This is a genomic window from Streptomyces sp. NPDC030245 (assembly GCF_055572995.1).
Window position 1 is genome coordinate 548668 of sequence record NZ_JBVICF010000004.1, and the last position, 24860, is coordinate 573527.

General features: G+C 72.2%; 16 protein-coding genes and 2 pseudogenes. 12 read left to right on the plus strand and 6 right to left on the minus strand.

Features of this window, described 5'->3' with window-relative positions; all coding sequences use genetic code 11:
• Positions 1–111 precede the first annotated feature (111 nt).
• Positions 112–1512, minus strand: coding sequence for a type III PLP-dependent enzyme domain-containing protein (locus ACZ4Z4_RS14465; RefSeq protein WP_468326766.1), 1401 nt, complete (start codon positions 1510–1512; stop codon positions 112–114).
• A gap of 126 nt (positions 1513–1638) precedes the next feature.
• On the opposite strand from ACZ4Z4_RS14465, the gene hutU reads away from it, so the two are divergent.
• Genes hutU through hutI form a run of 4 tightly spaced genes read left to right on the plus strand, consistent with a single transcriptional unit; the run spans position 1639 to position 7094 of the window.
• On the plus strand, positions 1639–3303 hold the full coding sequence (gene hutU / locus ACZ4Z4_RS14470) for a urocanate hydratase (protein ID WP_468326767.1): 1665 nt from the start codon (positions 1639–1641) through the stop codon (positions 3301–3303).
• A 17-nt stretch (positions 3304–3320) separates the two neighbouring features.
• Positions 3321–4523 carry an allantoate amidohydrolase gene (locus ACZ4Z4_RS14475; RefSeq protein WP_468326892.1) on the plus strand — a complete coding sequence of 401 codons (1203 nt, stop codon included), beginning with the start codon at positions 3321–3323 and terminating at the stop codon, positions 4521–4523.
• Complete coding sequence (locus tag ACZ4Z4_RS14480; RefSeq protein ID WP_468326768.1) at positions 4514–5866, plus strand: formimidoylglutamate deiminase; 1353 nt, start codon at positions 4514–4516, stop codon at positions 5864–5866. Before ACZ4Z4_RS14475 ends, ACZ4Z4_RS14480 begins: the two co-directional genes overlap by 10 nt.
• A 46-nt stretch (positions 5867–5912) precedes the next feature.
• Positions 5913–7094 (plus strand): imidazolonepropionase, encoded by a 1182-nt coding sequence (hutI, locus tag ACZ4Z4_RS14485; protein WP_468326769.1) that lies wholly within the window; start codon positions 5913–5915, stop codon positions 7092–7094.
• Between the two features lie 195 nt (positions 7095–7289).
• Here the strand turns inward: hutI and ACZ4Z4_RS14490 are convergent.
• Positions 7290–9068: pseudogene (locus ACZ4Z4_RS14490) on the minus strand (carboxylesterase/lipase family protein); the annotation flags it as partial.
• Here ACZ4Z4_RS14490 and ACZ4Z4_RS14495 point away from each other — a divergent pair.
• Positions 9034–10470 (plus strand): PLL family lectin, encoded by a 1437-nt coding sequence (locus tag ACZ4Z4_RS14495; RefSeq protein WP_468326771.1) that lies wholly within the window; start codon positions 9034–9036, stop codon positions 10468–10470. The pseudogene ACZ4Z4_RS14490 and the gene ACZ4Z4_RS14495 overlap by 35 nt on opposite strands.
• Positions 10471–10534: 64 nt before the next feature.
• A complete protein-coding gene (locus ACZ4Z4_RS14500) occupies positions 10535–11902 on the plus strand; it encodes a PLL family lectin (protein WP_468326772.1) in 1368 nt (455 codons plus the stop codon).
• Between the two features lie 98 nt (positions 11903–12000).
• Here ACZ4Z4_RS14500 and ACZ4Z4_RS14505 read toward each other — a convergent pair whose 3' ends face one another.
• From ACZ4Z4_RS14505 to ACZ4Z4_RS14515, 3 genes and pseudogenes are all read right to left on the minus strand, one after another.
• Entirely contained in the window at positions 12001–15447 is a 3447-nt protein-coding gene (locus ACZ4Z4_RS14505; protein WP_468326773.1) for an AAA family ATPase, read from the minus strand.
• A 669-nt stretch (positions 15448–16116) separates the two neighbouring features.
• Positions 16117–16197: pseudogene (locus ACZ4Z4_RS14510) on the minus strand (DUF397 domain-containing protein); the annotation flags it as partial.
• Positions 16198–16381: 184 nt separating this feature from the next.
• A complete protein-coding gene (locus tag ACZ4Z4_RS14515; protein ID WP_468326774.1) occupies positions 16382–17332 on the minus strand; it encodes an RNA polymerase sigma factor SigF in 951 nt (316 codons plus the stop codon).
• 248 nt (positions 17333–17580) lie between these two features.
• Between ACZ4Z4_RS14515 and ACZ4Z4_RS14520 the strand changes: the two genes are divergently transcribed.
• From ACZ4Z4_RS14520 to ACZ4Z4_RS14545, 6 genes are all read left to right on the plus strand, one after another.
• On the plus strand, positions 17581–17949 hold the full coding sequence (locus ACZ4Z4_RS14520) for an STAS domain-containing protein (RefSeq protein ID WP_362997454.1): 369 nt from the start codon (positions 17581–17583) through the stop codon (positions 17947–17949).
• A 268-nt stretch (positions 17950–18217) separates the two neighbouring features.
• The gene (locus tag ACZ4Z4_RS14525) at positions 18218–18724 is read left to right on the plus strand and encodes an ATP-binding protein (protein ID WP_468326776.1); all 507 of its coding nucleotides are present in this window, start codon (positions 18218–18220) and stop codon (positions 18722–18724) included.
• A 342-nt stretch (positions 18725–19066) separates the two neighbouring features.
• Positions 19067–19813 (plus strand): LPXTG cell wall anchor domain-containing protein, encoded by a 747-nt coding sequence (locus tag ACZ4Z4_RS14530; RefSeq protein WP_468326778.1) that lies wholly within the window; start codon positions 19067–19069, stop codon positions 19811–19813.
• Positions 19814–19870: 57 nt separating this feature from the next.
• Entirely contained in the window at positions 19871–20902 is a 1032-nt protein-coding gene (locus ACZ4Z4_RS14535) for a hypothetical protein (protein ID WP_468326779.1), read from the plus strand.
• 35 nt (positions 20903–20937) lie between these two features.
• Positions 20938–22164: a hypothetical protein gene (locus tag ACZ4Z4_RS14540; RefSeq protein ID WP_468326894.1), complete on the plus strand. Its 1227-nt coding sequence runs from the start codon at positions 20938–20940 to the stop codon at positions 22162–22164.
• On the plus strand, positions 22161–23492 hold the full coding sequence (locus tag ACZ4Z4_RS14545; protein ID WP_468326781.1) for a hypothetical protein: 1332 nt from the start codon (positions 22161–22163) through the stop codon (positions 23490–23492). Before ACZ4Z4_RS14540 ends, ACZ4Z4_RS14545 begins: the two co-directional genes overlap by 4 nt.
• Before the next feature lie 486 nt (positions 23493–23978).
• Here ACZ4Z4_RS14545 and ACZ4Z4_RS14550 read toward each other — a convergent pair whose 3' ends face one another.
• On the minus strand, positions 23979–24815 hold the full coding sequence (locus ACZ4Z4_RS14550; RefSeq protein WP_468326783.1) for an alpha/beta hydrolase: 837 nt from the start codon (positions 24813–24815) through the stop codon (positions 23979–23981).
• Positions 24816–24860: the final 45 nt, after the last annotated feature.

Sequence of the window (24860 nt, forward strand, 5' to 3'; positions counted from 1 at the left end):
CTGCGTGCGGCGGTTGCTTGGCGGGTGCGGGTGGTTTTGGGTTGCTCGCGCAGTTCCCCGCGCCCCTGGGCGGCGACTTCGCAGACGCCTCCCGCGAAGGGGGCCGGTGCGTCAGAGGTGGTGGAGGGCGTCGCGTTCCGTGCGGCCGCCCGACTCCGCCACGATGTCCTCCAGCGTCTGCGGCTCCCGTACGACCGCGAAGCGCACCGCCCCGCCGTCCGCGGAGAAGCCGTAAACGCCGGGCCGCACAAGGCTGTTGTACGAGTAGTGCTGCGCGAAGTAGTACGCCCCGGTGTCCAGCGCCGCCACATGATCCCCCGCTTCGAGCAGCGGCAGCGGCCGGTTCTCCGCGAGCAGGTCACCCGCGAAGCAGGCCGGCCCCGCGACGTCCTGCCCGACGGCGGGCCCGCTCTTGGGCAGCCCCTTCGCGTCGTACGCGGCGATCCGCAGCGGCCACGACGCCGGCGCGTACACCGTCCGGGTCGCCACCTGCACGCCCGCGTGCGTCACGGCGATGGACCGCCCGCCCGCCCGCTTCGCGTACTCGACGCGGGCCAGCACCGTGCCGTGCTTGGCGAGCAGCGAGCGGCCGAACTCGGTGACGATGCCGTACCGCCCGTCGAGCAGCCCGGGCACCCGCGCCTTGAGCCGCCGCGCGTACTGCGCGTGGGTCGGCGTCTCCTCGTCGGAGCCGAAGTTGACGGGTAGCCCGCCGCCGATGTCGATCGTGTCGATCTGCCGCCGCCCGGCGCGCTCGTTGATCTCCTCGGCCAGTTCGTACGCCGCTCCGACGCCCCGCACCATCATCTCCAGGGGCATGCCCTGCGACCCGGAGTGCGCGTGCAGGCGGGTCACCCACGGCCGGTCGAGGCAGGCCCGTACCACCCAGTCCCGCGCGCCCTCGTCGAGCAGCGGCACACCGAACTTGGAGGTGGCCGTCGCCGTCGACAGGGCGCCGATCGCGCCGCCGCCGATCTGCGGGTTCACGCGGATGCCGACGGGCGAGCCGGTCGGCGCCGACCGGGCCAGCGCGTCGATGCGGGCCAACTCCTGCGGGTTGTCCGCGTTCACGGCGATGCCGAGCGCCAGCGCCTCGCGCAGTTCGGCCGGGGTCTTGGCGGGCGAGTCGAGGACGGTGTCGGCGGGCGGTACCCCGGCGGCGCGCGCGAGGGCCAGCTCGCCGGGGGACGCCACCTCGGCGCCGATCCCCGCCGAGCGCAGCAGCCGCAGGACCGGCACGAGCGGCGTCGCCTTCACGGCGAAGGCGTGCAGGACGGGCGTGCCGGGCGGGGTGACGGCGTCGAAGGCGGCGTGCAGGGCGGCGGCGCTCGCCCGGATGCCGGCGACGTCGAGCAGGCCCACGACGGGTGCGGCGGGCCCGACGAGGCCCTGCTCGACCGCGGCGCGGACGGCCTGGTCGCGGCGGGCGGCGGTGTCGGCGCCGGTGCGGAGGACCTGGGTCGGCGGTGAGTCGTCGGGGGTCCGCTGTGCTTCGTCCTCGTCGTGAGCCATGTGATCCAGCCAATCATCCGGGCCGGACCCCCGCTGGCGTACCCGCGCATTCGTTCGCTATTGACTAGCCCTATTCAGAACCTCAGGATGTGAATAACAAGGTCACAGCTTCGAGGAGGCATCGCCATGTCAGGACCCCGCCCCGTACGGGCCCCGCGCGGTACGGAACTGAGCGCCCTGGGATGGCAGCAGGAAGCCGCCCTCCGCATGCTCCAGAACAACCTCGACCCCGAGGTCGCCGAGCACCCCGACAAGCTCGTCGTCTACGGCGGCACCGGCAAGGCGGCCCGCGACTGGCGCTCCTTCGACGCGATGGTGCGCACCCTCACGACCCTCAAGCAGGACGAGACGATGCTCGTCCAGTCCGGCCGCCCCGTCGGCGTCATGCAGACCCACGAGTGGGCGCCGCGCGTCCTGATCGCCAACTCCAACCTGGTGGGCGACTGGGCGAACTGGGAGGAGTTCCGCCGCCTGGAGCAGCTCGGCCTCACCATGTACGGGCAGATGACCGCGGGCTCCTGGATCTACATCGGCACGCAGGGCATCCTCCAGGGCACCTACGAGACGTTCGCCGCCGTCGCCGCGAAGAAGTTCAACGGGACCCTGGCCGGGACGATCACCCTCACCGCCGGACTCGGCGGCATGGGCGGCGCCCAGCCGCTCGCCGTCACCATGAACGACGGCGTCGCGATCTGTATCGACTGCGACCCGCGCGCCATCGAGCGCCGCATCGAGCACAAGTACCTGGACGTGCGGGCGGACTCCCTGGAGCACGCGCTCCAGCTGGCCGTCGAGGCGCGCGACGCCCGCCGCCCGCTCTCCATCGGCCTCCTCGGCAACGCCGCGGACCTGTTGCCGCGCATGCTCGCCGAGTCGGCGCCCATCGACATCGTGACGGACCAGACCTCCGCCCACGACCCGCTCTCGTACCTGCCGAGCGGCGTCGCCTTCGACGAGATGCAGGCGTACGCCACGAAGGACCCGGCGGGCTTCACCGCGCGTGCCCGCGAGTCGATGGCGAAGCACGTCGAGGCGATGGTCGGCTTCATGGACGCGGGCGCCGAGGTCTTCGACTACGGCAACTCGATCCGCGGCGAGGCGCAACTCGCCGGTTTCGAGCGCGCCTTCGCCTTCCCCGGCTTCGTCCCCGCCTACATCCGCCCCCTCTTCTGCGAGGGCAAGGGCCCCTTCCGCTGGGCGGCGCTCTCCGGCGAGGCGTCCGACATCCACAAGACCGACAAGGCGATCCTCGACCTCTTCCCGGAGAACGAATCCCTGCACCGCTGGATCAAGATGGCGGGCGAACGCGTGCACTTCCAGGGCCTGCCCGCCCGTATCTGCTGGCTCGGTTACGGCGAGCGCGACAAGGCGGGCGAGCGCTTCAACGACATGGTGGCGAGCGGCGAGCTCCAGGCCCCCCTCGCGATCGGCCGCGACCACCTGGACTGCGGTTCCGTCGCCTCGCCGTACCGCGAGACCGAGGCCATGCTCGACGGCTCCGACGCGATCGCCGACTGGCCCCTCCTGAACGCCATGGTGAACGTCGCCTCCGGCGCCTCCTGGGTCTCCCTCCACCACGGCGGCGGCGTCGGCATGGGCCGCTCCATCCACGCGGGCCAGGTCTCGGTCGCCGACGGCACGAAGCTGGCCGGCGAGAAGATCCGCCGGGTGCTGACGAATGACCCCGGCATGGGGGTCATCCGGCATGTGGACGCCGGGTACGACATCGCGGAGTCGGTGGCGGACGAGAAGGGTGTACGGGTTCCCATGCGCGAGGGTGGCGACGCGTGACCTCCTCGTTCCACAGCATGTGGGCGGAGCTGCTGCCCATCGGCCGCGACGCGGGCAGTCACGGCTACCGCCGCTACGCCTGGACACGCGCCGACGCGGACTGCCGTGCCTGGTTCAAGGCGCAGGCGGATACCCGCGGGCTCACCTACGAACTGGACCGCAACGGCAACCAGTGGGCCTGGCTCGGCGACCCGGCGGCCGGCGAAGCCGTCGTCACGGGCTCCCACCTGGACTCGGTCCCGGACGGCGGCGCCTTCGACGGCCCGCTGGGCGTCGTCTCCTCGTTCGCGGCACTGGACGAACTGCGCGCGCGGGGCGCCGAGTTCACCAAGCCCCTCGCCATCGTCAACTTCGGCGACGAGGAAGGCGCCCGCTTCGGACTGGCCTGCGTGGGGTCGCGGCTCACCGCGGGGCAGCTCACCGTCGAGGCCGCGCACAAGCTCACGGACGGCGACGGCGTGACGCTGCCGCGGGCGATGGAGGCCGCGGGCTACGACCCGTACAACATCGGCCCCGACCCCGAACGCCTCGCCCGCATCGGCGCGTTCGTGGAGCTCCACGTCGAGCAGGGCCGCGCCCTCGACCTGAGCGGCGACCCCGTCGGCATCGCGAGCGCCATCTGGCCGCACGGCCGCTGGCGCTTCGACTTCCGCGGCGAGGCCAACCACGCGGGCACCACCCGCCTCGTCGACCGCCGCGACCCGATGCTGTCCTACGCGGAGACGGTCCTCGCGGCCCGTCGCGAGGCCGAGCTCGCGGGTGCGGTCGCCACGTTCGGCAAGATCTCCGTCGAGCCGAACGGCGTCAACGCCATCCCGTCCCTCGTCCGCGGCTGGCTCGACTCCCGCGCCGCCGACCAGGCCACCCTCGACACCGTCGTCACGGGCATCGAGAAGGCGGCCCGCGAGTACGCGGACCGGCACGGCATCGACCTCGACGTCGTCCGTGAGTCCTTCACACCGGTCATCGAGTTCGAGGACGCGCTCCGCGACGAGCTGGGCGCCATCCTCGGCGCCCGCGCGGAGCGCCCCCTCCCCGTCCTCGGCACGGGCGCGGGACACGACGCGGGTATTTTGTCCGGCTCCATCCCGACCGCCATGCTGTTCGTACGGAACCCCACGGGCGTCTCGCACTCCCCGGCCGAACACGCCGCCGAGGACGACTGCCTGGCCGGGGTGACCGCACTGGCCGACGTACTGGAAGGACTGGCGTGCACGTGACGACGTACTGGCTGGAGCACGCCTGGCTCGGCACCCATGTGGAGCCGGGCGTGGCGGTGGAGGTGACGGACGAGCGGATCACGGCCGTCCGCAAGGACGTCGCGGCGCCCCCGCCCGGCGCGACGGTGCTGCGCGGTCTGACGCTCCCCGGCCTGGCCAACGCCCACTCGCACGCCTTCCACCGCGCGCTGCGCGGCACGGTGCAGGTCGGCTCCGGCACGTTCTGGACGTGGCGGGAGGTCATGTACGCGGTGGCGGACCGGCTGACGCCGGAGTCGTACCACGCACTGGCCCGCGCGGTGTACGCGGAGATGGCGCTGGCGGGCATCACGACGGTGGGGGAGTTTCACTACCTCCACCACGCGCCCGGCGGCACCCCGTACGACGACCCCAACGCGATGGGCGAGGCGCTGATCCAGGCCGCCGCCGACGCGGGCGTCCGCATCACGCTCCTCGACACGGCGTACGTGGCGTCGGGCCTCCTCGACGAGGACCGCGGCAAGCCCCCCAACCGCCACCAGCTCCGCTTCTCCGACGGTACGACGGAGGCGTGGGCGGAGCGCGTCTCGTCCCTGAAGGACCGCGCGCACGCCCGGATCGGAGCGGCGATCCACTCCGTACGAGCGGTGCCGGCAGGGCAGTTGGGCACCGTGGCGGAGTGGGCGGCGGCCCGCCGGGCACCGCTGCACGTCCACCTCTCCGAGCAGACGGCGGAGAACGACGCGTGCCTGGAGGCGCACGGCTGCACGCCGACACAGCTCCTCGCGGACCACGGCGTCCTCGGCCCCCGCACCACGGGCGTCCACAACACGCACCTCACGGAGGAGGACATCGGCCTCCTCGGCTCCACCACGACGGGCACGTGCATGTGCCCGACGACGGAACGCGACCTGGCGGACGGCATCGGGCCCGCCCTCCACCTCCAGCGGGCGGGCAGCCCGCTCTCCCTGGGCAGCGACAGCCACGCCGTCATCGACATCCTCGAAGAAGCCCGCGCCATGGAGCTGAACGAACGCCTCCGCTCGCACACGCGCGGCCACTGGACGGCGGCGGCACTGCTGCGCGCGGCGACGGCCGACGGGCACGCGGCGCTCGGCTGGCCGGACGCGGGCGCCATCGAGAGCGGCGCGCTCGCCGACCTCACGACGCTCGCCCTCGACTCGGTCCGCACGGCGGGCCCACTTCCGCGCCTGGCCGCCGAGACGGCGGTGTTCGCGGCCACGGCGGCGGACGTCCGCCACACGGTGGTGGGGGGCCGCCATGTGGTGCGGGACGGTGCCCACGTGTCGGTGCCCGACGTACCGTCGGCGCTGACGGAGGCGATCGCGGCGCTCAGAGACTGACACGCTGCCCTGACCCGGCCCTTTCCAGCCGCTCCCCGGAGGCACCATGCCCACCACCCTCATCACCAACATCGCCGCCCTCGTCACGAACGACCCCTCCCAGGGCGACGGCACCCCCCTCGGCCTCCTCACGGACGCGGCCGTCGTCCTGGACGGCGAGACCATCGCCTGGGTCGGCCCGGCGGCCAAGGCCCCGGCGGCCGACGAGACGTACGACGCCGAGAACCGCGCCGCGATCCCCGGCTTCGTCGACTCGCACTCCCACCTCGTCTTCGCGGGCGACCGCACCCAGGAGTTCAACGCCCGCATGTCGGGCCGCACCTACGAGGCGGGCGGCATCCGCACGACGGTGGCCGCGACCCGGGCCGCCACGGACACCGAACTCGAAGCGAACCTCACCCACTACCTCCGCGAGGCCCTCCGCCAGGGCACGACCACCTTCGAGACGAAGTCGGGCTACGGCCTGACCACGGAGGACGAGGCCCGCGCCCTGCGCATCGCGGCCAAGCACACCGAGGAGGTCACGTTCCTCGGCGCGCACATCGTCTCCCCGGACCACGCGGAGGACCCCGCGGCCTACGTGGACCTGGTCACGGGCCCCATGCTGGACGCCTGCGCCCCGCACGCCCGCTGGATCGACGTGTTCTGCGAGAAGGGCGCGTTCGACGGCGACCAGGCCCGCGCGATCCTGACGGCCGGCAGGGCGAAGGGCCTGCACCCCCGCATCCACGCGAACCAGCTCTCGTACGGCCCCGGCGTGCAACTGGCCGTCGAGCTGGACGCGGCGAGCGCCGACCACTGCACACACCTCACCGACGCGGACGTCGACGCCCTCGCCAACAGCGACACGGTCGCCACGCTGCTCCCCGGCGCGGAGTTCTCCACCCGCGCCGAGTGGCCCGACGCCCGCCGCCTCCTGGACGCGGGCGCGACGGTCGCCCTCTCCACGGACTGCAACCCGGGCTCGTCCTTCACGTCCTCGGTCCCGTTCTGCATCGCCCTCGCCGTACGGGACATGGGCATGACCCCGGACGAGGCGATCTGGTCGGCCACGGCGGGCGGCGCGGCGGCCCTGCGCCGCACGGACATCGGCGTCGTCCGCGAGGGCGCCCGCGCGGACCTGGCCCTCCTCGACGCCCCGAGCCACGTCCACCTGGCGTACCGGCCGGGGGTGCCGCTGGTCGGCGAGGTGTGGCAGCGGGGCAGGCGCGTCGCAGCACAGGGTTGATGCCCCGCCGACGGCCTCAGCCCTCCTCAGTCCTCCTGGGTCCTCGCGGTCCCAGAAGGCGAGGTTGTGCTCACGGTAGTAGTCGACGGGACCGATCCGGTGCGGTGCCAGTGACTGGGTGTACGGCCGGTGCACAGGGTGGTCCGGCCGGTAGGGCGGCCAGGCGGGCGGCCCGGCGGCGCCCGGCGCGCCGGTGCGGGCGAACGCGGCCCAGTACCCGCTCATCGCGGCCGACAGGCGCCGCTGGGCCGGGCTGAACCGCGGCTCGGCCGTCTCGTCCTCGAACAGGTACGGGATGTCGCCCGCGTGGAAGGCGCCGAAGTCGAAGTCGCCGGGCAGCGGCAGGAACATCGGCGCGTCCCGGTCCGCGAACTCGTAGGCGTACACGGGGACATGGCGGGCCAGCGCCTCGTGCTGGGCGTGCGTACCGCGCGCCCACATGCGGTCCGTGACGACGGTGGCCCACGCCAGCGCGGGGGAGGGGAACGCGGCCGTGGGGTACTCGGCCCGCACCCGCCGCGCCGACCGCCCGCCGAACGCGGTACGCAGCGCCCGCCCGTAGTCGGCCTCGGTGAACTTCCTGCCCACCGCGTCGTACAGCATCCCGACGAACGTCCGGTGCTCGTCGAGCGTCCCGCCCGACAGGACGGGCACGCGGTGGAAACGGCCGGCGCGCAGGGCCTTCGGGGGCAGCTCGGGCAGGGTGGCGTTGCCGTATCCGAACGCCTGGAAGGCGTTCATGATGTGCGGCACCTCAAGGATCTTCTTGACGGGCAGGGCACGCAGGCAGGCGAGCGTGCGCCGCGGACGGCGGTCCCGGCAGCCGAGGGTCGAGGTCATCTCGGTGGTGATGTCCTCCATCTCCCGGCCCGCCCGCCAGACGTACCACGGATAGCCCGGCACGCCGGGGCCCATCGCGCCGGCCGGCATGTCCATCAAGGCCTCACCGCTCGCCATGACGGCACGGTGGAACAGGCCCTTGGAGGCGGGCGACGTCAGATGCCCGGCCACGGCGGACGCGCCGAACGACACCCCGGCCACGGTGACGTTGCCGGGGTCGCCGCCGAAGGCCCGCGCGTTGTCGCGCACCCAGGTGAGGGCGGCACGCTGGTCCTGGAGGCCGAAGGTGCCCGACCCCCGCAGGCCCGGCAGGGCGAGACCGCCGAAGACGCCGAGACGGTAGTTGACGGTGACGACCACCAGGCCGCGCCCGGCCAGCCGGCGTCCGTCGAAGAAGCCGCCCCCGCCCACCGAACCGTCGCCGTGGATCCACACGAGGACGGGCGCGGCCCGGCGCGGGTGCCGGTCCCCGGCCGGGGGCGTCGTGACGTTCAGGACCAGGCAGTCCTCCTCGGTGCTGGAGATCTGCGCGTACGCCGAGGGCACCTGCGGGCACAGCGGCCCGGGCTTCGTGGCGTCCCTGACCCCCTTCCACGGCTGTACGGGGCGGGGCGGCGCCCAGCGGTGGCGCCCCTTGGGGGCGCCCGCGTAGGGGATGCCACGGAAGACGCGGTGCGCGCCCGACCGGGCGCCGCGCACGAGGCCGGAGTCGGTGCGCACGATCTCGCCGGTGCGCGGGCCCGCTTGTGCCGTGGAAGTGGTGGAGGTGAGTGGGGCGGACAGCAGCGCGGTGAACGTCAGGGCGGTGGCCGTCAGCGCGACGGCCGCCCGGTGGGGAGCTCGGCGATGGATCACGGCTCGGCGATGGAGCACGACTCTGCGATGGATCACGACGGAAGCCTTCCTCGTGGGTGCCTGTCCCGGCGCGCGGACGCACCGAGGACGACCTGAACGAGGCGTGGGTCCGGTCGGGCGGGCCCGCGCCCTGCCACGGGGCAGGCGCGTGATCGCGTCTGGCGGCCGCGCGTTCCCATCACGCGCCCTACGGGTACGACGCTCCCTCGCACCGGGCGAGGGGCTCCGACCCGAGGAGCCGGACATGGCACCCACCGCACCCGAATTCGGTCCAGACATCGACCCGTACGCACCCTACGAACCGCAGCGCGACTGCGACCCCGAGGCCAAGCCCGGCCTGATCGGCTTCCGCGACCTGATCCTCGCCGCCTACCCCGGTACGACCAACATGGGGATCAGCAGGGCCTGCGGCAGCGGGGGCCAGAGCGAGCACAAGGAGGGGCGGGCCTGGGACTGGGGCGTGAACGTGCAGGGCCAGGAACATCTGGCCGACGACCTCATCAACTGGCTGCTCGCCACGGACCGGCACGGCAACCCGCACGCACTCGCCCGCCGCTTCGGCATCATGTACATGATCTGGAACCGGCGCATCTGGATGGCCAACCGCCCGAACGCCGGCTGGCAGCCCTACCGGGGCGCCAACCCGCACACCAACCACATCCACTTCAGCTTCTCTTGGGCCGGCGCCCGCAAGGAGACGAGCTGGTGGCAGGGCCCCTCGGCACCCGACCGGCGGCAGCGGCTCGCGGTGGGGATGTCGGCGGACGGCCGTGTGGAGGCGTTTCACGCGGCGGTCGATCAGATCTACCACACGTATCAGCATGAGCCGGGGGGTGCGTGGTCGGGCTGGCGGGCGTTCGGCGGCCCCGCGTCGGCGGCTCTCGCACTCACGGCGTCACCGGACGGACGCCTGGAGCTGTTCGCCATGAACGGTGACACGTTCATGCACCGCTATCAGGCGAAGGTGTCGGCGGAGTGGGCCGACTGGTACGCGTTCGGCGGCGGCGGGGACCACCTGGCCGTCTCCAAGAACCACGACGGCCGCCTTGAGGTCTTCGCCTCCAACGCGGACGGCGTCCACCACCGTTGGCACAACACGCCGGGCGGTACGTGGCACGACTGGCGCCCGTTGGGTGGTCCGGCGGGTGCGCGGCTTGCGGCGGCTCCGGCGTCGGACGGGCGGATCGAGGTGTTCGCCATGAATGACGACATCTTCCGGCATACGTGTCAGACGGATCTGGTGGGGACGTGGCGGGAGTGGGTCGACTTCGGTCTGGGCGGAGAGCATCTGGACGTGGCGAAGAACCGCGACGGCCGGTTGGAGGTCTTCGCGACCAACTCGTCCGGTGTGCATCACCGTTGGCAGAACGTGCCGGCCGGTGACTGGCACGAGTGGCAGCCGCTGGGTGGTCCGGCGGGCGCACGGCTTGCGGTGGTGGAGTCGCACGACGAGCGGATCGAAGTCTTCGCCATGAACGACGACATGGTGCAGCACAACTATCAGGTGGACGCGTCGGGGGCGTGGCGGACCTGGCAGGACTTCGGCGGGGGCGGTTACTTCATCCGGGCTCTGCGCAATCGGGACGGCCGGTTGGAGATCTTCGCCAACAACCCCGGAGGCGTACATCACCGCTGGCAGCACCAGCCCGGCAGCACCTGGCTCGACTGGCAGCAACTGTGACGCCCCGGCCTCACCTTCCTCGGCAACCCCTCACGCAGACCCTCACACAGACAGGAGTACTCCCATGGCACCCTGCCGCGTACCCCCGGACCGAGACCTGGAGGTCACCAAGACGGTGTACACCGTCGGCCGCGATCTGGGCGTGTCCGACAAAGTGATGCTGGCCGGCTTCGAAGCCGGCTGGGTCGAGTCCCACATGAACAACCTCGACTGCGGCGACCGCGACTCCCTCGGCGTCTTCCAGCAGCGCCCGAGCCAGGGCTGGGGCACACCGCAGCAGATCATGCACGTGCCGTACGCCGCCGAGCAGTTCTTCACGCGGGCGATCCGCGTCGAGCAGCAGCACCCGAACCTGACGGCCGGGCAGACGGCCCAGAGGGTGCAGCGGTCCGCGTTCCCCGACCGGTACGACCAGGCCGAGGGCAAGGCCCGCGCGCTGCTCGACGAGGCGAAGGAGGCGGTCGGCCCGGGAAAACCGGACCGGCGGCAGCGCCTTGCGGTGGGGATGTCGGCGGACGGCCGTGTGGAGGCGTTCCATGCGGCGGTCGATCAGATCTACCACACGTATCAGCATGAGCCGGGGGGTGCGTGGTCGGGCTGGCGGGCGTTCGGTGGCCCCGCGTCGGCGACGGTCGCGCTGGCGGCGTCGCCGGACGGGCGTCTGGAGTTGTTCGCGATGAACGGTGACACGTTCATGCACCGCTATCAGGCGAAGGTGTCGGCGGAGTGGGCCGACTGGTACGCGTTCGGCGGGGGAGGCGATCACCTGGCGGTCGGGCGCAATCATGACGGCCGCTTGGAGGTCTTCGCCTCCAACGCCGGAGGTGTGCACCACCGTTGGCACAACGCGCCGGGCGGTACGTGGCACGACTGGCGCCCGTTGGGGGGCCCGGCGGGTGCGCGGCTTGCGGCGGCTCCGGCGTCGGACGGGCGGATCGAGGTGTTCGCCATGAACGACGACATCTTCCGGCACACGTGTCAGACGGATCTGGCGGGGACGTGGCGGGAGTGGGTCGACTTCGGTCTGGGCGGAGAGCATCTGGACGTGGCGAAGAACCGCGACGGCCGGTTGGAGGTGTTCGCGACCAACTCCTCGGGCGTGCATCACCGTTGGCAGAACGTGCCGGCCGGTGACTGGCACGAGTGGCAGCCGCTGGGTGGTCCGGCGGGTGCGCGGCTTGCGGTGGTGGAGTCGCACGACGAGCGGATCGAAGTCTTCGCCATGAACGACGACATGGTGCAGCACAACTATCAGGTGGACGCGTCGGGGGCGTGGCGGACCTGGCAGGACTTCGGCGGCGGGGGCTATTTCATCCGGGCTCTGCGCAATCGGGACGGCCGGTTGGAGATCTTCGCCAACAACCCCGGCGGCGTGCACCACCGCTGGCAGCACCAGCCCGGCAGCACCTGGCTCGACTGGCAGCAACTGTGACCCTGCCTTCGCAGGTAAGGCCTTCGCAGGTCAGGCCGTCGCGGACACCGGTGTGCGGTGGCCGCGACGGCCGCGGTCGTGGGGTGGCTCCCGGACGGTCACAGCTTCCAGCGGAGATCCCGGTCCGGGGTGTAGCGGCACATCGTCCCGGTGGAGAGTGTGCGGCGCAGGTGCGCCGCCAGCTCGGGGTGCCGCTGGTCCAGCTTGCGCAAGGTGTCACGGATGCGGCCGGTGACGTTCTTCCGGGCGCGCTCGCGCGAGTCGCCCAGGCGGCGCGGGCGGCCACCGAGGCCCGCGTAGCGGCGGAGCTCCTCGAGGAGGTCGGCGCGCTCCTGGTCGTAGGCGGCCGCGCGCTGCTCGTCCCCCTGCTCGACCGCCCGGTCGATCTCCTCGTCGAGCCGCTCCAGATGCCGTCTGTAACGGCTGCGGGCCTCGTCGTCGAGCACGTCGTCGGCCCCCATGCCGTGCACGGTGGCGACGGTGTCGTCGTCCGGGTTCAGCAGCCGGACGGCCGGGATGTCCTGGCCGGGCAGGCCCAGCAGGCAGTGCAGGTCGCGCAGGCCCTTCGCGTCGGGCATGTGGACGGTGCGGCCCTCGTACGTCAGCCGCCACACCTCGCCGTTGCGGCGGAACTCGTACGCGGCGGGTGTGCTGTCCGGGCCGGTACCACCGGCATCCGCGCGGCGGGTAATTACCTGGCCGACGGCCGGCTGGGCGCCCGCCACGTGCGCGACGCGGGCGAGCAGATGCGTCATGCCGAGCTCGTGCGCCTGCGACTCCGCCTCGCCGAGCAGACCCGCCACGTACCGCTCGTCGTGGCCGCCCTGCGCCGCGAGCGCGACCGCCAGTTCGAGGCGGGACCGCAGCGACCAGGGCAGCGCGTGCATGCGGTCGGCCGACCGGCATGCCTCGGTGAGATGGCGTACGGCCGAGTCCCAGCGCTGCCGCGCGGCGTCGAGGACGCCCAGCCAGAGCGCGGCCGGCCCGCTGATGTCCCAGCCGAAGAGGGAGACCAGCCACTGGCCGGTGTACGGCACGAGCGCCGCGTGGGCGTTGTCGCACCACGCCGGGTCACCCGACGCGGCGGCCGCCTGCGCCTGGTAGCGCAGCCAGAGCGGGGTGACGCTGTGGTGGAGGACCGTGTCGCCGCCGGCGCCCGCGCCGGGGCGGGGGACCGGCACGCCCCGGCGCTCCCCGGCCTCCAGGTCGGCGAGGGCCTCGACGAGGTCGACGTACGGATGCTGCTGGGCCCGCAGCGTGTCGAGGAGCTGTCTGGCCTCGGTGAACCTGCCGCGCAGGACGAGCAGGCTCCACCGGTGGTGGGAGACGAAGTAGTGGTAGTAGTTGGCGCCGGGGGTGCTCATCGTCTCCGACGCTTCGAGGAGTTCGGTGGCCTCGGCGAACCTGCCGGTCAGGGCGTGGACGATGCTGTGGTCGATCACGGTGTGCAGCCGCAGGCGGGCCGAGCCGTCGGCGGCGCCCAGGGCCACCATGGCGTGGAAGTCCGCCATGAAGCGCGGGTCGCCCGACTCCAGGGCGGCGACCCAGCGCATGGACATCGCCACGTGCTCCGTCCACCGGTCGCCACGGCGCCGGGAGACCGCGACGAGCTCTTCCGCGAGGGCCCGCCGGTCGCCCGCGCTCCGCGGCCCCCACTCCGACTGGAGGCGCGCCCAGAGCCCGATGTGCAGCGTGTCGTCGTCGCCCGCCGCGCGGGCCCCGGCGATCACGCCGGCCGCCACGTGCCGGGCCAGGGAGGACTGCGACAGGGTCGGCTCACCGCCGCCCCCTGTTGTCGTATCCACTCCGGAAGTGGCGCCCTGCTGTTCGTACGCCCACCGCAGGGCGCGGGGCTTCAGCAGCGCGGTGTCGCCACGGCCGTCGGAGCCGTACAGGGTCAGAGCGGTCCACCCCATCAGCAGCGGATCGCCCAGACCGCGAGCCAGGGCGGCGGCGTCGGCGTACACCCGCCAGGAACGCTCGTGTTCGCCGAGCATCTGGAGCGCCGTCCCGAAGTGGAGGCCGAGCAGCACCCGGCGCCTGGGGTCCGCGTCGCCGAGGCGGTCGAGGGCGCGCTCGTAGTGCCCGGCGGCTTCCTCGTGCGCCATACGGTTCTCCGCATGGCGCGCGGCGGACAGCAGCAGCTCCACGGCCTCGTCGCGGTCCAGCTCCTCGAAGGCGAGGTGGGCGTGGCGGGCCAGCTCCACCGGGAGGGTCACGTCCTGGGCGTCCGTGGTGCTTCGCAGGGCGGGGACGGCGGCTGCGTGCAGTCGGCGTACGTGCCGGGTTTCGAGGGCGCCGTACAGGGTCTCGCGTACGAGGTCGTGCTCGAAGACGACGTTCCGGGATGCCTTTCCGGAGGGCTCGGACTCGGACTCGGACTCGTACTTGTATTGGTAGTCGTACTCGTACACCACGAGCCGTGCCTCCGCGGCCTGATCCAACCACCGGTGTACGTCCTCGGGCGGGGCGCCCAGGACGCTCGCCAGCGTGTCGGTGCGGAAGCGCCGTCCCAGTACGGAGGCGGCTCCCAGGCAGTCGGCGACGGCACCGTCCAGCAGGTCCAACCGCTGCCGGAGAGAGGCGTGCAGCCCGGGAGACGTCCCGCTGACCTCGTGCCCGCCGGCCCACAGGCGCGCTGTCTCCTGTACGAAGAAGGGGTTGCCGCCCGTCCGGTGCAGTACGTCGGCGACGAGCCTGCCGTCCGGTGCGCTGCCCACCGTACGGAGCATCAGTTCGGCGACGTCGTCGGCGCAGAGGCCCGTGAGCGTGAGGGTCGTCGCCCGTGCCGTCAACGACCGGAGGCGGTCGCGCAGGGAGTGGTCGGGCCGCTCGACCTCGACGAGGCGGCAGGTCGCCACGATCAGGACGCGTTCCAGGGAGAGGTGCTGGGCTGCGAACTCCAGGAGGGCGATCGAGGCTGGGTCGGCCCAGTGCACGTCTTCCAGTACGACGAGGAGGGGGTGGTGGTGGGAGGCGGTGGTGAGCATGGTGGTGACCGCATCGAACAGCTCGAACCGGCTCGCCTCTTGGGCCCGCCCTTCGTCTTCGGTGCGACGTGACTCCTGAGCCCGGCCTTCGTCCTGGGCCCGGCTCTCGTCCTGGGCCTGCCCCTCGTTCTCCGTCCGGCCCTCGTCCCGGGCCCGGCCCTGGTTCTCCGTTCGGTCCTCGTTCTCCGTTCGGCCGCCACCAGTAAGGAGCACCTGCCACACCACACCCGCGGCCTCTGAAGCGGCCTCCCACGCCTCCGTCCGCAAGGCCCTGCGCAGACCGCGTATGACCTGTGTCCAGGGCCAGTAACCCGGGGTGCCGTCCGCGCCCCAGCACGATCCGCGCAACACGGCCATGCCCGCTTGCCTCGCCTCATGGACCGCACACCCAGTGAGAGCCGTCTTGCCGATTCCGGCCTCGCCGGTGACCAACAGCAGCCCACCCTGCCCCCTGCGGGCCCGCTCCAGGTGGGCCCGCACTGCCCGCAGGAACTCCTCCCGCCCCAGCAGGCCCTGCCCGGCTCCGTCCTCCCCCGGCTCCACGCCTACGCCCACGACCGCCCACCGCCCCAGCCCTCGCAACGTCCCCACTCGGCGACAGCCGTTGTCTCACCGAAAAGCGTAGGGCGTGTTCGAAAAGCGGATCAATTCGACCAAAGGGGTGATGGCCGGGGACGTTGATGGTGGGCGGGGCCGCCCGGTTTTTGCGGAGTGTGGCGGTTCCGGGCCGGCAGTAAAGGGCGCTCCCTTCGGTCGCGTCGGCTCCGCCGATTCCGCTCCGCTCCACCCTTGACTGCCGCCCCTCCACCGCACGTTGACTTTGCCCCGGCCGGCCAGGGGTGGGGTCTACGGATTCTCTGGAGGGGCCATCCCCTTTCATCGCCGAGTGCGGCCCGGCCCAACGTGAGCCGACGCCACCGTCGTGGTGGCCGCCCCCGGCTTCGCCGCTTGGGCCGTCACCTCTCGCTGCCGGGTGCGGCCCGGCCCAACGTGGGCGCGCGCCCCGGTCGAGGCTCGGTCAGCCCCCTCCGGCACCTACTTTGGAAAAGTTGCGAATGCGTGTGCCGTGCGCCCCCCTGGACGGCCAATACGCCCCCGGCACCCAGGCCCGTTGTGCCCGATTCCCGTGACGGATGAGCCTGCACAAAGGGCGCGCGGGGCGTGGCAGGAGGCGTGCGCCAACCCGGTTCGCAACTTTCTCGAAGTAGGTCCCCGACCCTCTTTGCCGTCCGTGACCTTGGAGTCCCGGACGGGGACGATGCCGGGGAGCCCGTCGGCGACTTCCAGGCACAGTCCGCCGGAGCCGCCCTGGCTGGGTTGTTGGTCTGCCTGCTGCCCGGTACGGGGCGCGAGTAACCGTACCGATGACGCCTCCTGCGAGCGGAGCGGCGGCTGCCGCTGCACGTCGGAAGGGGGCACAGCAGTGGGGCCCGCCTCCTTCAAGGGGCGGGTCCCACCGGGCCGTTCAAGAGGGGCGCGGGTGTGGCGCTCACTCTTCTACCGTCAGCCCCTTGCGGAGCTTGACGAGCGTTCGCGACAACAGGCGCGACACGTGCATCTGCGAGATGCCGAGCTCCTCGCCGATCTCCGACTGCGTCATGTTGGCGACGAAGCGGAGGGAGAGGATCTTGCGGTCGCGCGGGGGGAGGTCGGCGATGAGGGGCTTGAGGGACTCGACGTACTCGATGCCCTCCAGGCCGTGGTCCTCGTAGCCGATGCGGTCCGCGAGGGCGCCTTCGGAGTCGTCCTCCTCGGGCTGCGCGTCCAGGGAGCTCGCGGTGTAGGCGTTGGAGGCGGCCATTCCTTCGACGACCTCGTCGTTCGAGATGCCCAGGCGCTCGGCGAGCTCGCCCACCGTGGGGGCGCGATCAAACTGCTGGGCGAGTTCGTCGCCCGCCTTGGCGAGGTCCAGTCGGAGCTCCTGCAAGCGGCGCGGGACCCGCACCGACCAGCTGGTGTCGCGGAAGAAGCGCTTGATCTCGCCGACGATCGTCGGCATGGCGAAGGTCGGGAACTCGACGCCGCGACTGAGTTCGAAACGGTCGATGGCCTTGATGAGGCCGATCGTGCCGACCTGGATGATGTCCTCCATGGGCTCGCTGCGGGAGCGGAACCGGGAGGCCGCGAACTTCACCAGGGCGAGGTTCAGTTCGACCAGGGTGTTACGGACGTACGCGTATTCGTGCGTCCCTTCCTCGAGCGATTCGAGGCGCTCGAAGAGGGTTTTGGACAGGGCCCTCGCGTCCAGCGGCCCCACCTCGTCGTACGGCGGGATCTCGGGGAGGTCGTCGAGGCCTTCGAGTCCGTCCTGGGTGGGTATGGACCCGCGCTGAGCGGGTACGGGGACGGGAGCGGGGCCCGGGAGGTCGGTGGCGGAGTGGTGCGGCGGGAGTGTCGACGTCGCCTGGTCAGTATGCGATTCGTCGAGCCGGGGTGACATGGTGTCCTCCATCGTTCTCGGCATATGGCTGCCGATGCCAATACGTGCACTGCGGTGTGCGGCGCCTCCAAAGCCGTCCGTGTCGATTGATGTCTCTTCTACCCCTACCCGCTTCCGCGTGCCGGTCGCAAGTGCGTTCTGAGGCGAAATGTCCGAATTCAGGGGGATGTTCGGGTACCCCGGACCGCCAGGAGGGCGTAATGTTCAGGGGCGTCATCAATAGCCACGACGGTCGGAAGAGAGTGACGATGGACCGCGGGACGGTCGGCAGTGCACACAGGGGCCGGCTTCTGGTCGAAGTCCGGAAGGTGGGCACGAGTGCCGTCGTGACCCCGGCGGGTGAGTTGGATCACCACACCGCCGACGTGTTGCGCGAGCCGCTTGAGAACTGCCTTACGGACGGCTATTCACGACTGGTCGTCGACTGCTCACGCCTTGAGTTCTGTGATTCCACCGGGCTCAACGTGCTGCTCGGAGCCCGGCTCAAGGCCGAGGCGGCGGGCGGCGGCGTACACCTTGCGGGAATGCTGCCCGTGGTCGCCAGGGTCTTCGAGATCACTGGGGCCGAGGCGGTTTTCACGCTTCACGAGACGCTCGAAGCGGCTCTGGACGAATGAGTCCTCATGAATCAGTGCTGGTCACACGCGACCGTTACGCGTCAGTTGCCTCTGCGTGATCGCGGCGTTACCAGCGTCACACGGACCGTGCCGAAGAAGTGGGTGTTCTCACGGTTCGTCCGGGCAGGAGAGACCTGGATCCGTCGATGGCGGTCCGAGAAATCAACAGTCAGAACGGCAAGCAGCCGATGTCCCCTACTCGCCCAGAGTTCTCAACTTGTCCAGAGTTCAGAGCCCTCAGTCCTCTTGTCGGTGAGGTGAAGCGCTGATGAGCACCACCCGGCCTTACTCGCCGGGCGACCGCGGCCCGGATTCCGAGGCCGCAGTCGCGGACGCTCCCGCGGACCGGATCTCCGGGACGCCCTCCCGGCAGGTCCGCAGGCTGAGCCTGAACGGGGCGAGCGGCATCGTCCCCCTCGCGCGCGACTACACGCGCGAGGCGCTCCACGCCTGGGGCTGGCTGCCCGCGGAGAGCGCCGACCGGCGCGCCGCCGCCGAGGACGTGCTCCTGGTCGTCTCCGAGCTCGTCACCAACGCCTGCCTGCACGCCGAGGGCCCCGACGAGCTCTGGCTCTCCAGTGACGGCAAGGTGCTGCGCATCGAGGTCTCCGACCGCGGCACGGGGCAGCCCGCGCCGCGCACGCCGCACCGCGCGGGGCGGCCCGGCGGCCACGGCATGTTCATCGTCCAGCGGCTCTGCCTGGACTGGGGCGTCGTGCGGAGCCCCGGCGGCACGGGCAAGACGGTCTGGGCGGAGCTGGGCGCGCCCGCGTAGTGAGCCGCCCGTGCGGCGTCCGTTCGGATTTCGGCTGACGCCCGCGCTTGGTTCCTGTGGCGGTTTCCGCCGGGTGGGGCTGCTTGATGCCCGCCCGGTTTTTGTGGTGCCCGAAGGCGTCTGTTTGGCGGTGCCCGGCGCATGTGTGGGCCTGGCCTGACCTCGGCCCCTAGGTGTTACCCACGGTTAGTACACGCGCCGGATCGACACGATCCGGCGCGTCTTCTGTCTTCCCTCGACAACGTCCCGGGCGTACCTTGAGCGCCCAATCTGATGTGCCGTCAGTAACACGAGCAACTCCGCACCGCGGCACGCCACGACCGGCATGAGGGGACAAACGAGGTGTCGCACACGAAAAAACCGGCCGCGCTCGCGCTCGCCACCGTCCTGGCCGGCGGCTCGGCGGTGCTGCTGGCCGCCCCCGCCGCGCAGGCCACCGTCCAGGACGTCAACTACCAGTGCAAGACGCCCATCGGGGACAAGAGCGCCGTCTCGCCGATCGACATCAAGAGCGTCAAGAGCGGCAGCGGCTACAAGCTCACCATGTCCTTCCAGAAGGGCGTCTCCTCCAGCCCCGTCGAGCTCGGCAAGGGCGCGATGAAGCCGAGCGCGGTGATCAAACTGGGCGGCGCGGAGAGCGGGACGGTGCCGGTGTCCGGCGCGACGAACGCGGAGGCGATCCCCGCCAACACCCCCATCAAGATCAGCGACCTGTCGGGCACGTACACGCCCAAGAAGAGCGGCAAGGTCACCTTCACGGCGGGCGTCCTCACGATCAAGGCACTCGGTACGACCACCACGTGCACGCCGTCCAACAATCCCAAGCCGTCCCTGGAGCTGGATGTCGAGGGGGCGGGCGGCGGGTCCGGCAGTGGCTCCGACACCGACGGTGGGTCCGACGGAGGGGCCGACACCGGCAGCACGACGGGTGGCTCCGACAGTGCCGCGTCCGGCGGCGCGGAACTCCCGCAGACCGGTCCGGCCGACTCCGCCGTCGCCCTCGGCACCCTCGGCGGCACCGTCCTGCTCGCGGGTGCGGCGGGCGCGCTCTGGCTGACCCGCAGGAACCAGGCGGCGCGCTCGCGGTAGCCACGCGCACGTGGAGAGAGAAACGGGCCGAACGGGCCAGAGGATCAGGAGCCGCCGATGCCGCCGATGCCGCTGAAGCGGCCCGAGCCGACCATGGTGCCGAAGTCGCTGACGACGTCCTCCGTGCGGGCCGCGCTGTGCGTGGCCGCCCTCGTGCTGGCGGCCTCGGCCCCCGCGCACGCGGACGGCGGCGGCTCCGCGGACTGGTCCGCCGCGCCCTCCGCGGGCGCCGGTACGCGTCCGGCGAAGGACGGGCGGCCCTCCTTCTACGCCGAGGGCGCCCCCGGCGCGGTGCTCCAGGACACCCTGTCCCTCACCAACCCCGGCCCGAAGCCCCGCACGATCACCCTGCGGGGCGCCGACGCCCGCAACACCGGATCCGGCGCGTTCTCCGTCTCCCCGGCCAGGGAACGGCCGAAGAAGACCGGCGCGTGGATCACCTTCGCGAAGCGGCAGGTGAAGGTACCGCCGCGCACCCGCGCCGAGGTGCCGTTCACGCTGACGGTGCCCGCGGACGCGGTGCCCGGCGACCACCCCGGGGCGATCGTCGCGAGCGGCGGCGGCCGCACCGTGGGCGTGCGCGTGCACCTGCGCGTCGGCGGGCCCACCCTCTCGGCGCTCACCGTCGAACGCGTCCAGGTCGACACCGACGCCGAGCGCATCACGTACGACCTGGTCAACCGCGGCAACACCGTGCTGACCCCGAAGCTCGCGGTGCACGCGGAGGGTGTGCTCGGCACGCACATCGACCGCCCCGCGCGCACACTGCCGGTCGAGCTCCTGCCCGGCCGCCGGATCTCCCTGACCGAACCGTGGCCGGACCCGCCGGCCCTCGACGCGGTCGACGTCGAGCTCACGGCCACGGCGGCGGGCGGCGCCCGCGACACGGCCACGGCCTCGGCCCGCCTCGTGCCGTGGGGCGCGGTGGCGGGCGGCGGCGCCCTGCTGCTCGCCGTCGCGGGCGGGACGGTGCATCTCGTACGCAGACGGAGACGGCGTCAGGAGGAGCCGCCCGGGTCGACGGCCGAACAGGAACAGGGGCATTCGGAGCGGGAGTTGGCGGGGACGGGGACGGGAGGGGAACTGTGAGCGGGAAGAGCGGTGGCGGACCTGTGGCCGGTCTCGTGCGCGGCGCACGCGGCGTACGCGATGTACTCGGCTTACTGGCCGGCATAGCCGTACTGGCGCTGCTCAGCCTCGTCCTGCTGCCGCCGTCCGGCGCGTCCGCCGCTGACAAGCCCACCGTGAAGCTCTCCAAGTCCGAGGCGGGCAAGGGCGGATCGGTCACCGTCAAGGGAGAGGGCTGGCGGCCGGACGCCCTGCTGATGATGCTCGTCTGTGGCCAGTCCGCGCCCGGCAAGGGCGTCATCGGCGGCACCAACTCCTGCGCCAACTCCGAGGGCCGGGCCGTCACCACCGACAAGAACGGCGCCTTCGACAAGAAGCTCCCCGTGGCCGAGCCGCCCGAGCCCTGCCCCTGCGTCGTCCACGTCTCCACGGTGACCGGTGAGAAACAGCAGGTCGACGCGGTACTGAAGGTCGCGGGCCACCCCGTGAAGCCGCTGCCCCGACAGGCGGGCGGCGGCAAGCTCTCCGTCCTGACCGACACCCGTCTGGAGGGTTCCAGCGGGGTGCTGACCTGGTTCGGCGCCCCGCCGCAGCGCACCCTCGAATTCACCGTCGGCAACGTCGGCTCGGCGCCCGTCAAGGACCCGGTCTTCCAAGTCGGCACCTCCCACGGCGTGTTCGCCCCGGAGTGGGAGGAGCAGCAGTGGCGCGGCACCATCGCACCCGGCAAGAAGGCGCAGATCAAGCTGCCGGTGGAGCTGTCGGCGGGCGCGCACGGCGACTATCTGGTCTCGCTGAAGTTCGGCGGCAAGGTCCTGGCCGAGCAGCCGTGGGGCGTCGGCCGGCCCTGGGGCGTCACCCTCTTCTGGATCCTGCTCGGCGTCGTGGTGCCCGCGGCCGTCTTCCGCATCGGCATGGCGGTCGTCGACCGGCTCCGCCCGAACCGGCGCCGCGTCTCGCGCGGCGGCCGGCACCGGACCCGACGCCGGTTCGCTGAACTCACCTCCCGCCTGCCGCAGTTGAGGCTGCCGCAGGGGGCGGTCGACGCGGACAGGGAGGTGCGGGAGGCGGGTGGCGCGCGTACGTCGCACGCCGGGCCCGCGCCTCGTACGAAACCGACCGGGGGACGCCCGAGTACGGGCGGGTCCGGCGCACCGGACAGTGGCGCGAGCGGGTCGCCGACCGCTTCCCTGCCCTGGTTCACCCCCGACACAGACCCCGGCGCACCCGCAGGCCGGCTCTCCGCACCGTCCGACGACAGTCCGACGAAGGGAAACACGTGATCACGCAACGACGGAGAGCGGGCGCGGCCTCGGTCGCGCTCCTGCTGGGCGGGGCGGGCATCCTGCTCACCGCGGGACCGGCGCGGGCCGCCGAGGCCGGCGAGTCCGCCCAGGTCGCCGAGGTCGCCTACAAGACGGAGTGCATCCCTCCGCCGATCTCCAACCTGCCGCCCGTGCAGGGCACGACCAAGGTGGAGATCACGGCGCCGGCCACGGCGAAGGTCGGCGACGAGGTCGACATCGTGTGGAAGACGACGCAGGCCGCGTCCAGCAACCCGGATGTCCTCGACCTCGCCGAGAACACGGTGCAGCCGACCGGCACGATCAAACTGGCGGGTGGCCAGAGCGGGGACCTCAAGGTGACGGGTGAGCGCAGGAACCCGCCCATCAAGAAGAACAGCCCCATGATCCTGTCCGACATGAAGGGCAGACTGAAGCTGACCGCGGCGGGGGAGGTGACGCTCACCCCGGACGCGTACGACATCAACGTCAACAAGCCGATCTCGACCGACACGAAGTGCACGCCGAAGGAGCAGGTGAAGGCGGGGGCGACGATCAAGGTGACGGGAGCGGGGGGTGGTTCGGGCGGTACGGGGGGTACGACGAGCGGGTCGTCCGGCGGAAGCACCTCCGGCGGAAGCACCTCCGGCGGGAGTACCGCCGGTGGGAGCACCTCCGGTGGTGGTGACGGGCAGACCGACTTCCCCGGCAAGGAAGTGCAGACGCCCTACAAGTGCAAGACGCCGATCGGTGACAAGGACGCCACCTCGCCCGTTCAGATCAACGCCAAGAAGGACGGCGGTAGTTACGGTCTGACCGTCCAGTTCAAGAAGTCCGTCATGGACAGTCCGGCCGACATCCCCGCGGACTCGGTGAAGCCGTCGATGGAGGTCGTGCTGGGCGGCGCGGACAAGGGCACGGTGCATGTGGAGGGCCCCACCAACAAGGAGCCCATCAAGTCCGGCGACCCGATGACGATCCCCGACCTCACCGGTACGTACAAGCCGGGTGCGGACGGCAAGTCGACGCTGTCGCCGGGTGTGCTGACGGTCAAGGCACTGGGTACGACGACGACCTGCACGCCGGTCAAGAGTGACGTCTCCCTGGAACTGGACACGGCGGCCCAGCCGGGCGGTTCCGGTGGCGGTACGGCGGGGGGCTCCCCGGCGACGGGGGGCGGTTCCTCCTCCTCGGGCGGCGGCCTCGCGGAGACGGGAGCCGATGACAACGGAGGGCTGCGGGCGCTTGGCTTGGTCGCCGGCACAGTGATCCTCCTGGGCGGAGCCGTCTTCACCTTCCTCCCCAGGCGCCGGCGCGCCCTGCGCTAGCCCTCCGGGCGGGGGCGGACGCGCCTGCGGCCCGCACGTGGCTGGTCGCGCAGTTCCCCGCGCCCCTGAAGGGCGGACGCGTCTGCCGAGCTTGGGCCGGTCAGCCTCTGCGGCTTGTCCGTGGCTGGTCGCGCAGTTCCCCGCGCCCCTGGGGAGCCTGCGGCAGCGCCCCCGCAGTCTCGCCCGGTAACCGCCGGGGCGGACGCGGCTGCGGGGCTTGGGCCGGTTAGCCTATGTGGCTTGTTGGTGGCTGGTCGCGCAGTTCCCCGCGCCCCTGGGGAGCCTGCGGCAGCGCCCCGTCAGGGGCGCGGGGCTGTGACATGTGCGGCTCCGCCGCGTGGGCGCGAGCAAGCAAAAGCGGTCCGCAGGCGCCCGTGAACCGCCGTAGGCAGACGCGAGGGCGGGCTTTTAGGGGCGCGGGGAACTGCGCGAGCGAGCCAAGGCGGCCCGCAGGCGCCCGTAAACCGCCGTAGGCAGACGCGAGCGTCAGATGTGGGAGCGTAGCCAGCGGAGGATCGCGCGGGACGTGGCGGGGGCACGGAGGAGCGGGCCCCCGTGCAGGGGGCCTGCCACCGTGCGGACCGTCACATCGGAAAGCCCCGCCCCCCGCTGCGCCCCCGCCAGCTCCGCCGAGTGCACCGGCGGCACGAAGTCCCCCTCGGAGTGGACGAGCAGCAGCGGCGCGTCCTCCGCCCCGGACGCGTGCGAGGCGACGGTCAGGTCGTCCCACCGGGCCGAACAACCGCGCCCCGCCCCCCGCCCGGGCACACACCCCGCAAGCCGCTCCGCGGCCCTCCGCAGCGCCCGCCGCTCAGCGGACGCCCCCCGCTCCGCCCCGTCCCGCCACGCGCGGTACGGCGACGCCACGGGGGACAGCGCCACCACCCCGCGTACCCGCGTACGCCCCGCCCCGTACGCCCCCGCCTGGAGCGCCAGGTGCCCGCCCGCCGAGGAGCCGAGGACGAGGGGCGCGGCCCCGCCGTGAAAGCCCCGCACCCAGCGCACCGCCGCGTGCACGTCGTCGCGCTGCGCGGGCCAGACGGCGTCGGACGTCAGCCGGTAGTCCGTGTCGTACACGGTGAACCCGCGCGCCGCGAACCACCGCGCCCAGCCGCTCCAGTCGGTGTCCTTCGACCAGTAGCCGCCGTGCACGATCATCAGCGCGGGGCCCCCGTCGCCGTACACGGTGACGTTCTGGCGGGCATGGCCGCCGTAGTGGAAGAGCCGCCCCGGCGGCGGCTCGGGGACCGCCCGGGCGGCGGCACTGGACGAGAGCAGCGCCCCGCACACGGCGAGGGTCAGCAACGTACGACGCATGGCCATGACCAGATGCTGCACCGCCCCGCGCCCCCGCATCCGAAGAAACGC

Excerpts from the sequence above, each read along its gene's own strand:
- ACZ4Z4_RS14525 (WP_468326776.1), top strand. The coding sequence starts at position 18,218 with ATGAGCACCACCCGGCCTTACTCGCCGGGCGACCGCGGCCCGGATTCC.
- ACZ4Z4_RS14520 (WP_362997454.1), top strand. The coding sequence starts at position 17,581 with ATGGACCGCGGGACGGTCGGCAGTGCACACAGGGGCCGGCTTCTGGTC.
- ACZ4Z4_RS14465 (WP_468326766.1), bottom strand. The coding sequence starts at position 1,512 with ATGGCTCACGACGAGGACGAAGCACAGCGGACCCCCGACGACTCACCG.
- ACZ4Z4_RS14495 (WP_468326771.1), top strand. The coding sequence starts at position 9,034 with ATGGCACCCACCGCACCCGAATTCGGTCCAGACATCGACCCGTACGCA.
- hutI (WP_468326769.1), top strand. The coding sequence starts at position 5,913 with ATGCCCACCACCCTCATCACCAACATCGCCGCCCTCGTCACGAACGAC.
- ACZ4Z4_RS14515 (WP_468326774.1), bottom strand. The coding sequence starts at position 17,332 with ATGTCACCCCGGCTCGACGAATCGCATACTGACCAGGCGACGTCGACA.
- ACZ4Z4_RS14500 (WP_468326772.1), top strand. The coding sequence starts at position 10,535 with ATGGCACCCTGCCGCGTACCCCCGGACCGAGACCTGGAGGTCACCAAG.
- ACZ4Z4_RS14535 (WP_468326779.1), top strand. The coding sequence starts at position 19,871 with ATGCCGCCGATGCCGCTGAAGCGGCCCGAGCCGACCATGGTGCCGAAG.
- ACZ4Z4_RS14475 (WP_468326892.1), top strand. The coding sequence starts at position 3,321 with ATGTGGGCGGAGCTGCTGCCCATCGGCCGCGACGCGGGCAGTCACGGC.
- hutU (WP_468326767.1), top strand. The coding sequence starts at position 1,639 with ATGTCAGGACCCCGCCCCGTACGGGCCCCGCGCGGTACGGAACTGAGC.
- ACZ4Z4_RS14550 (WP_468326783.1), bottom strand. The coding sequence starts at position 24,815 with ATGGCCATGCGTCGTACGTTGCTGACCCTCGCCGTGTGCGGGGCGCTG.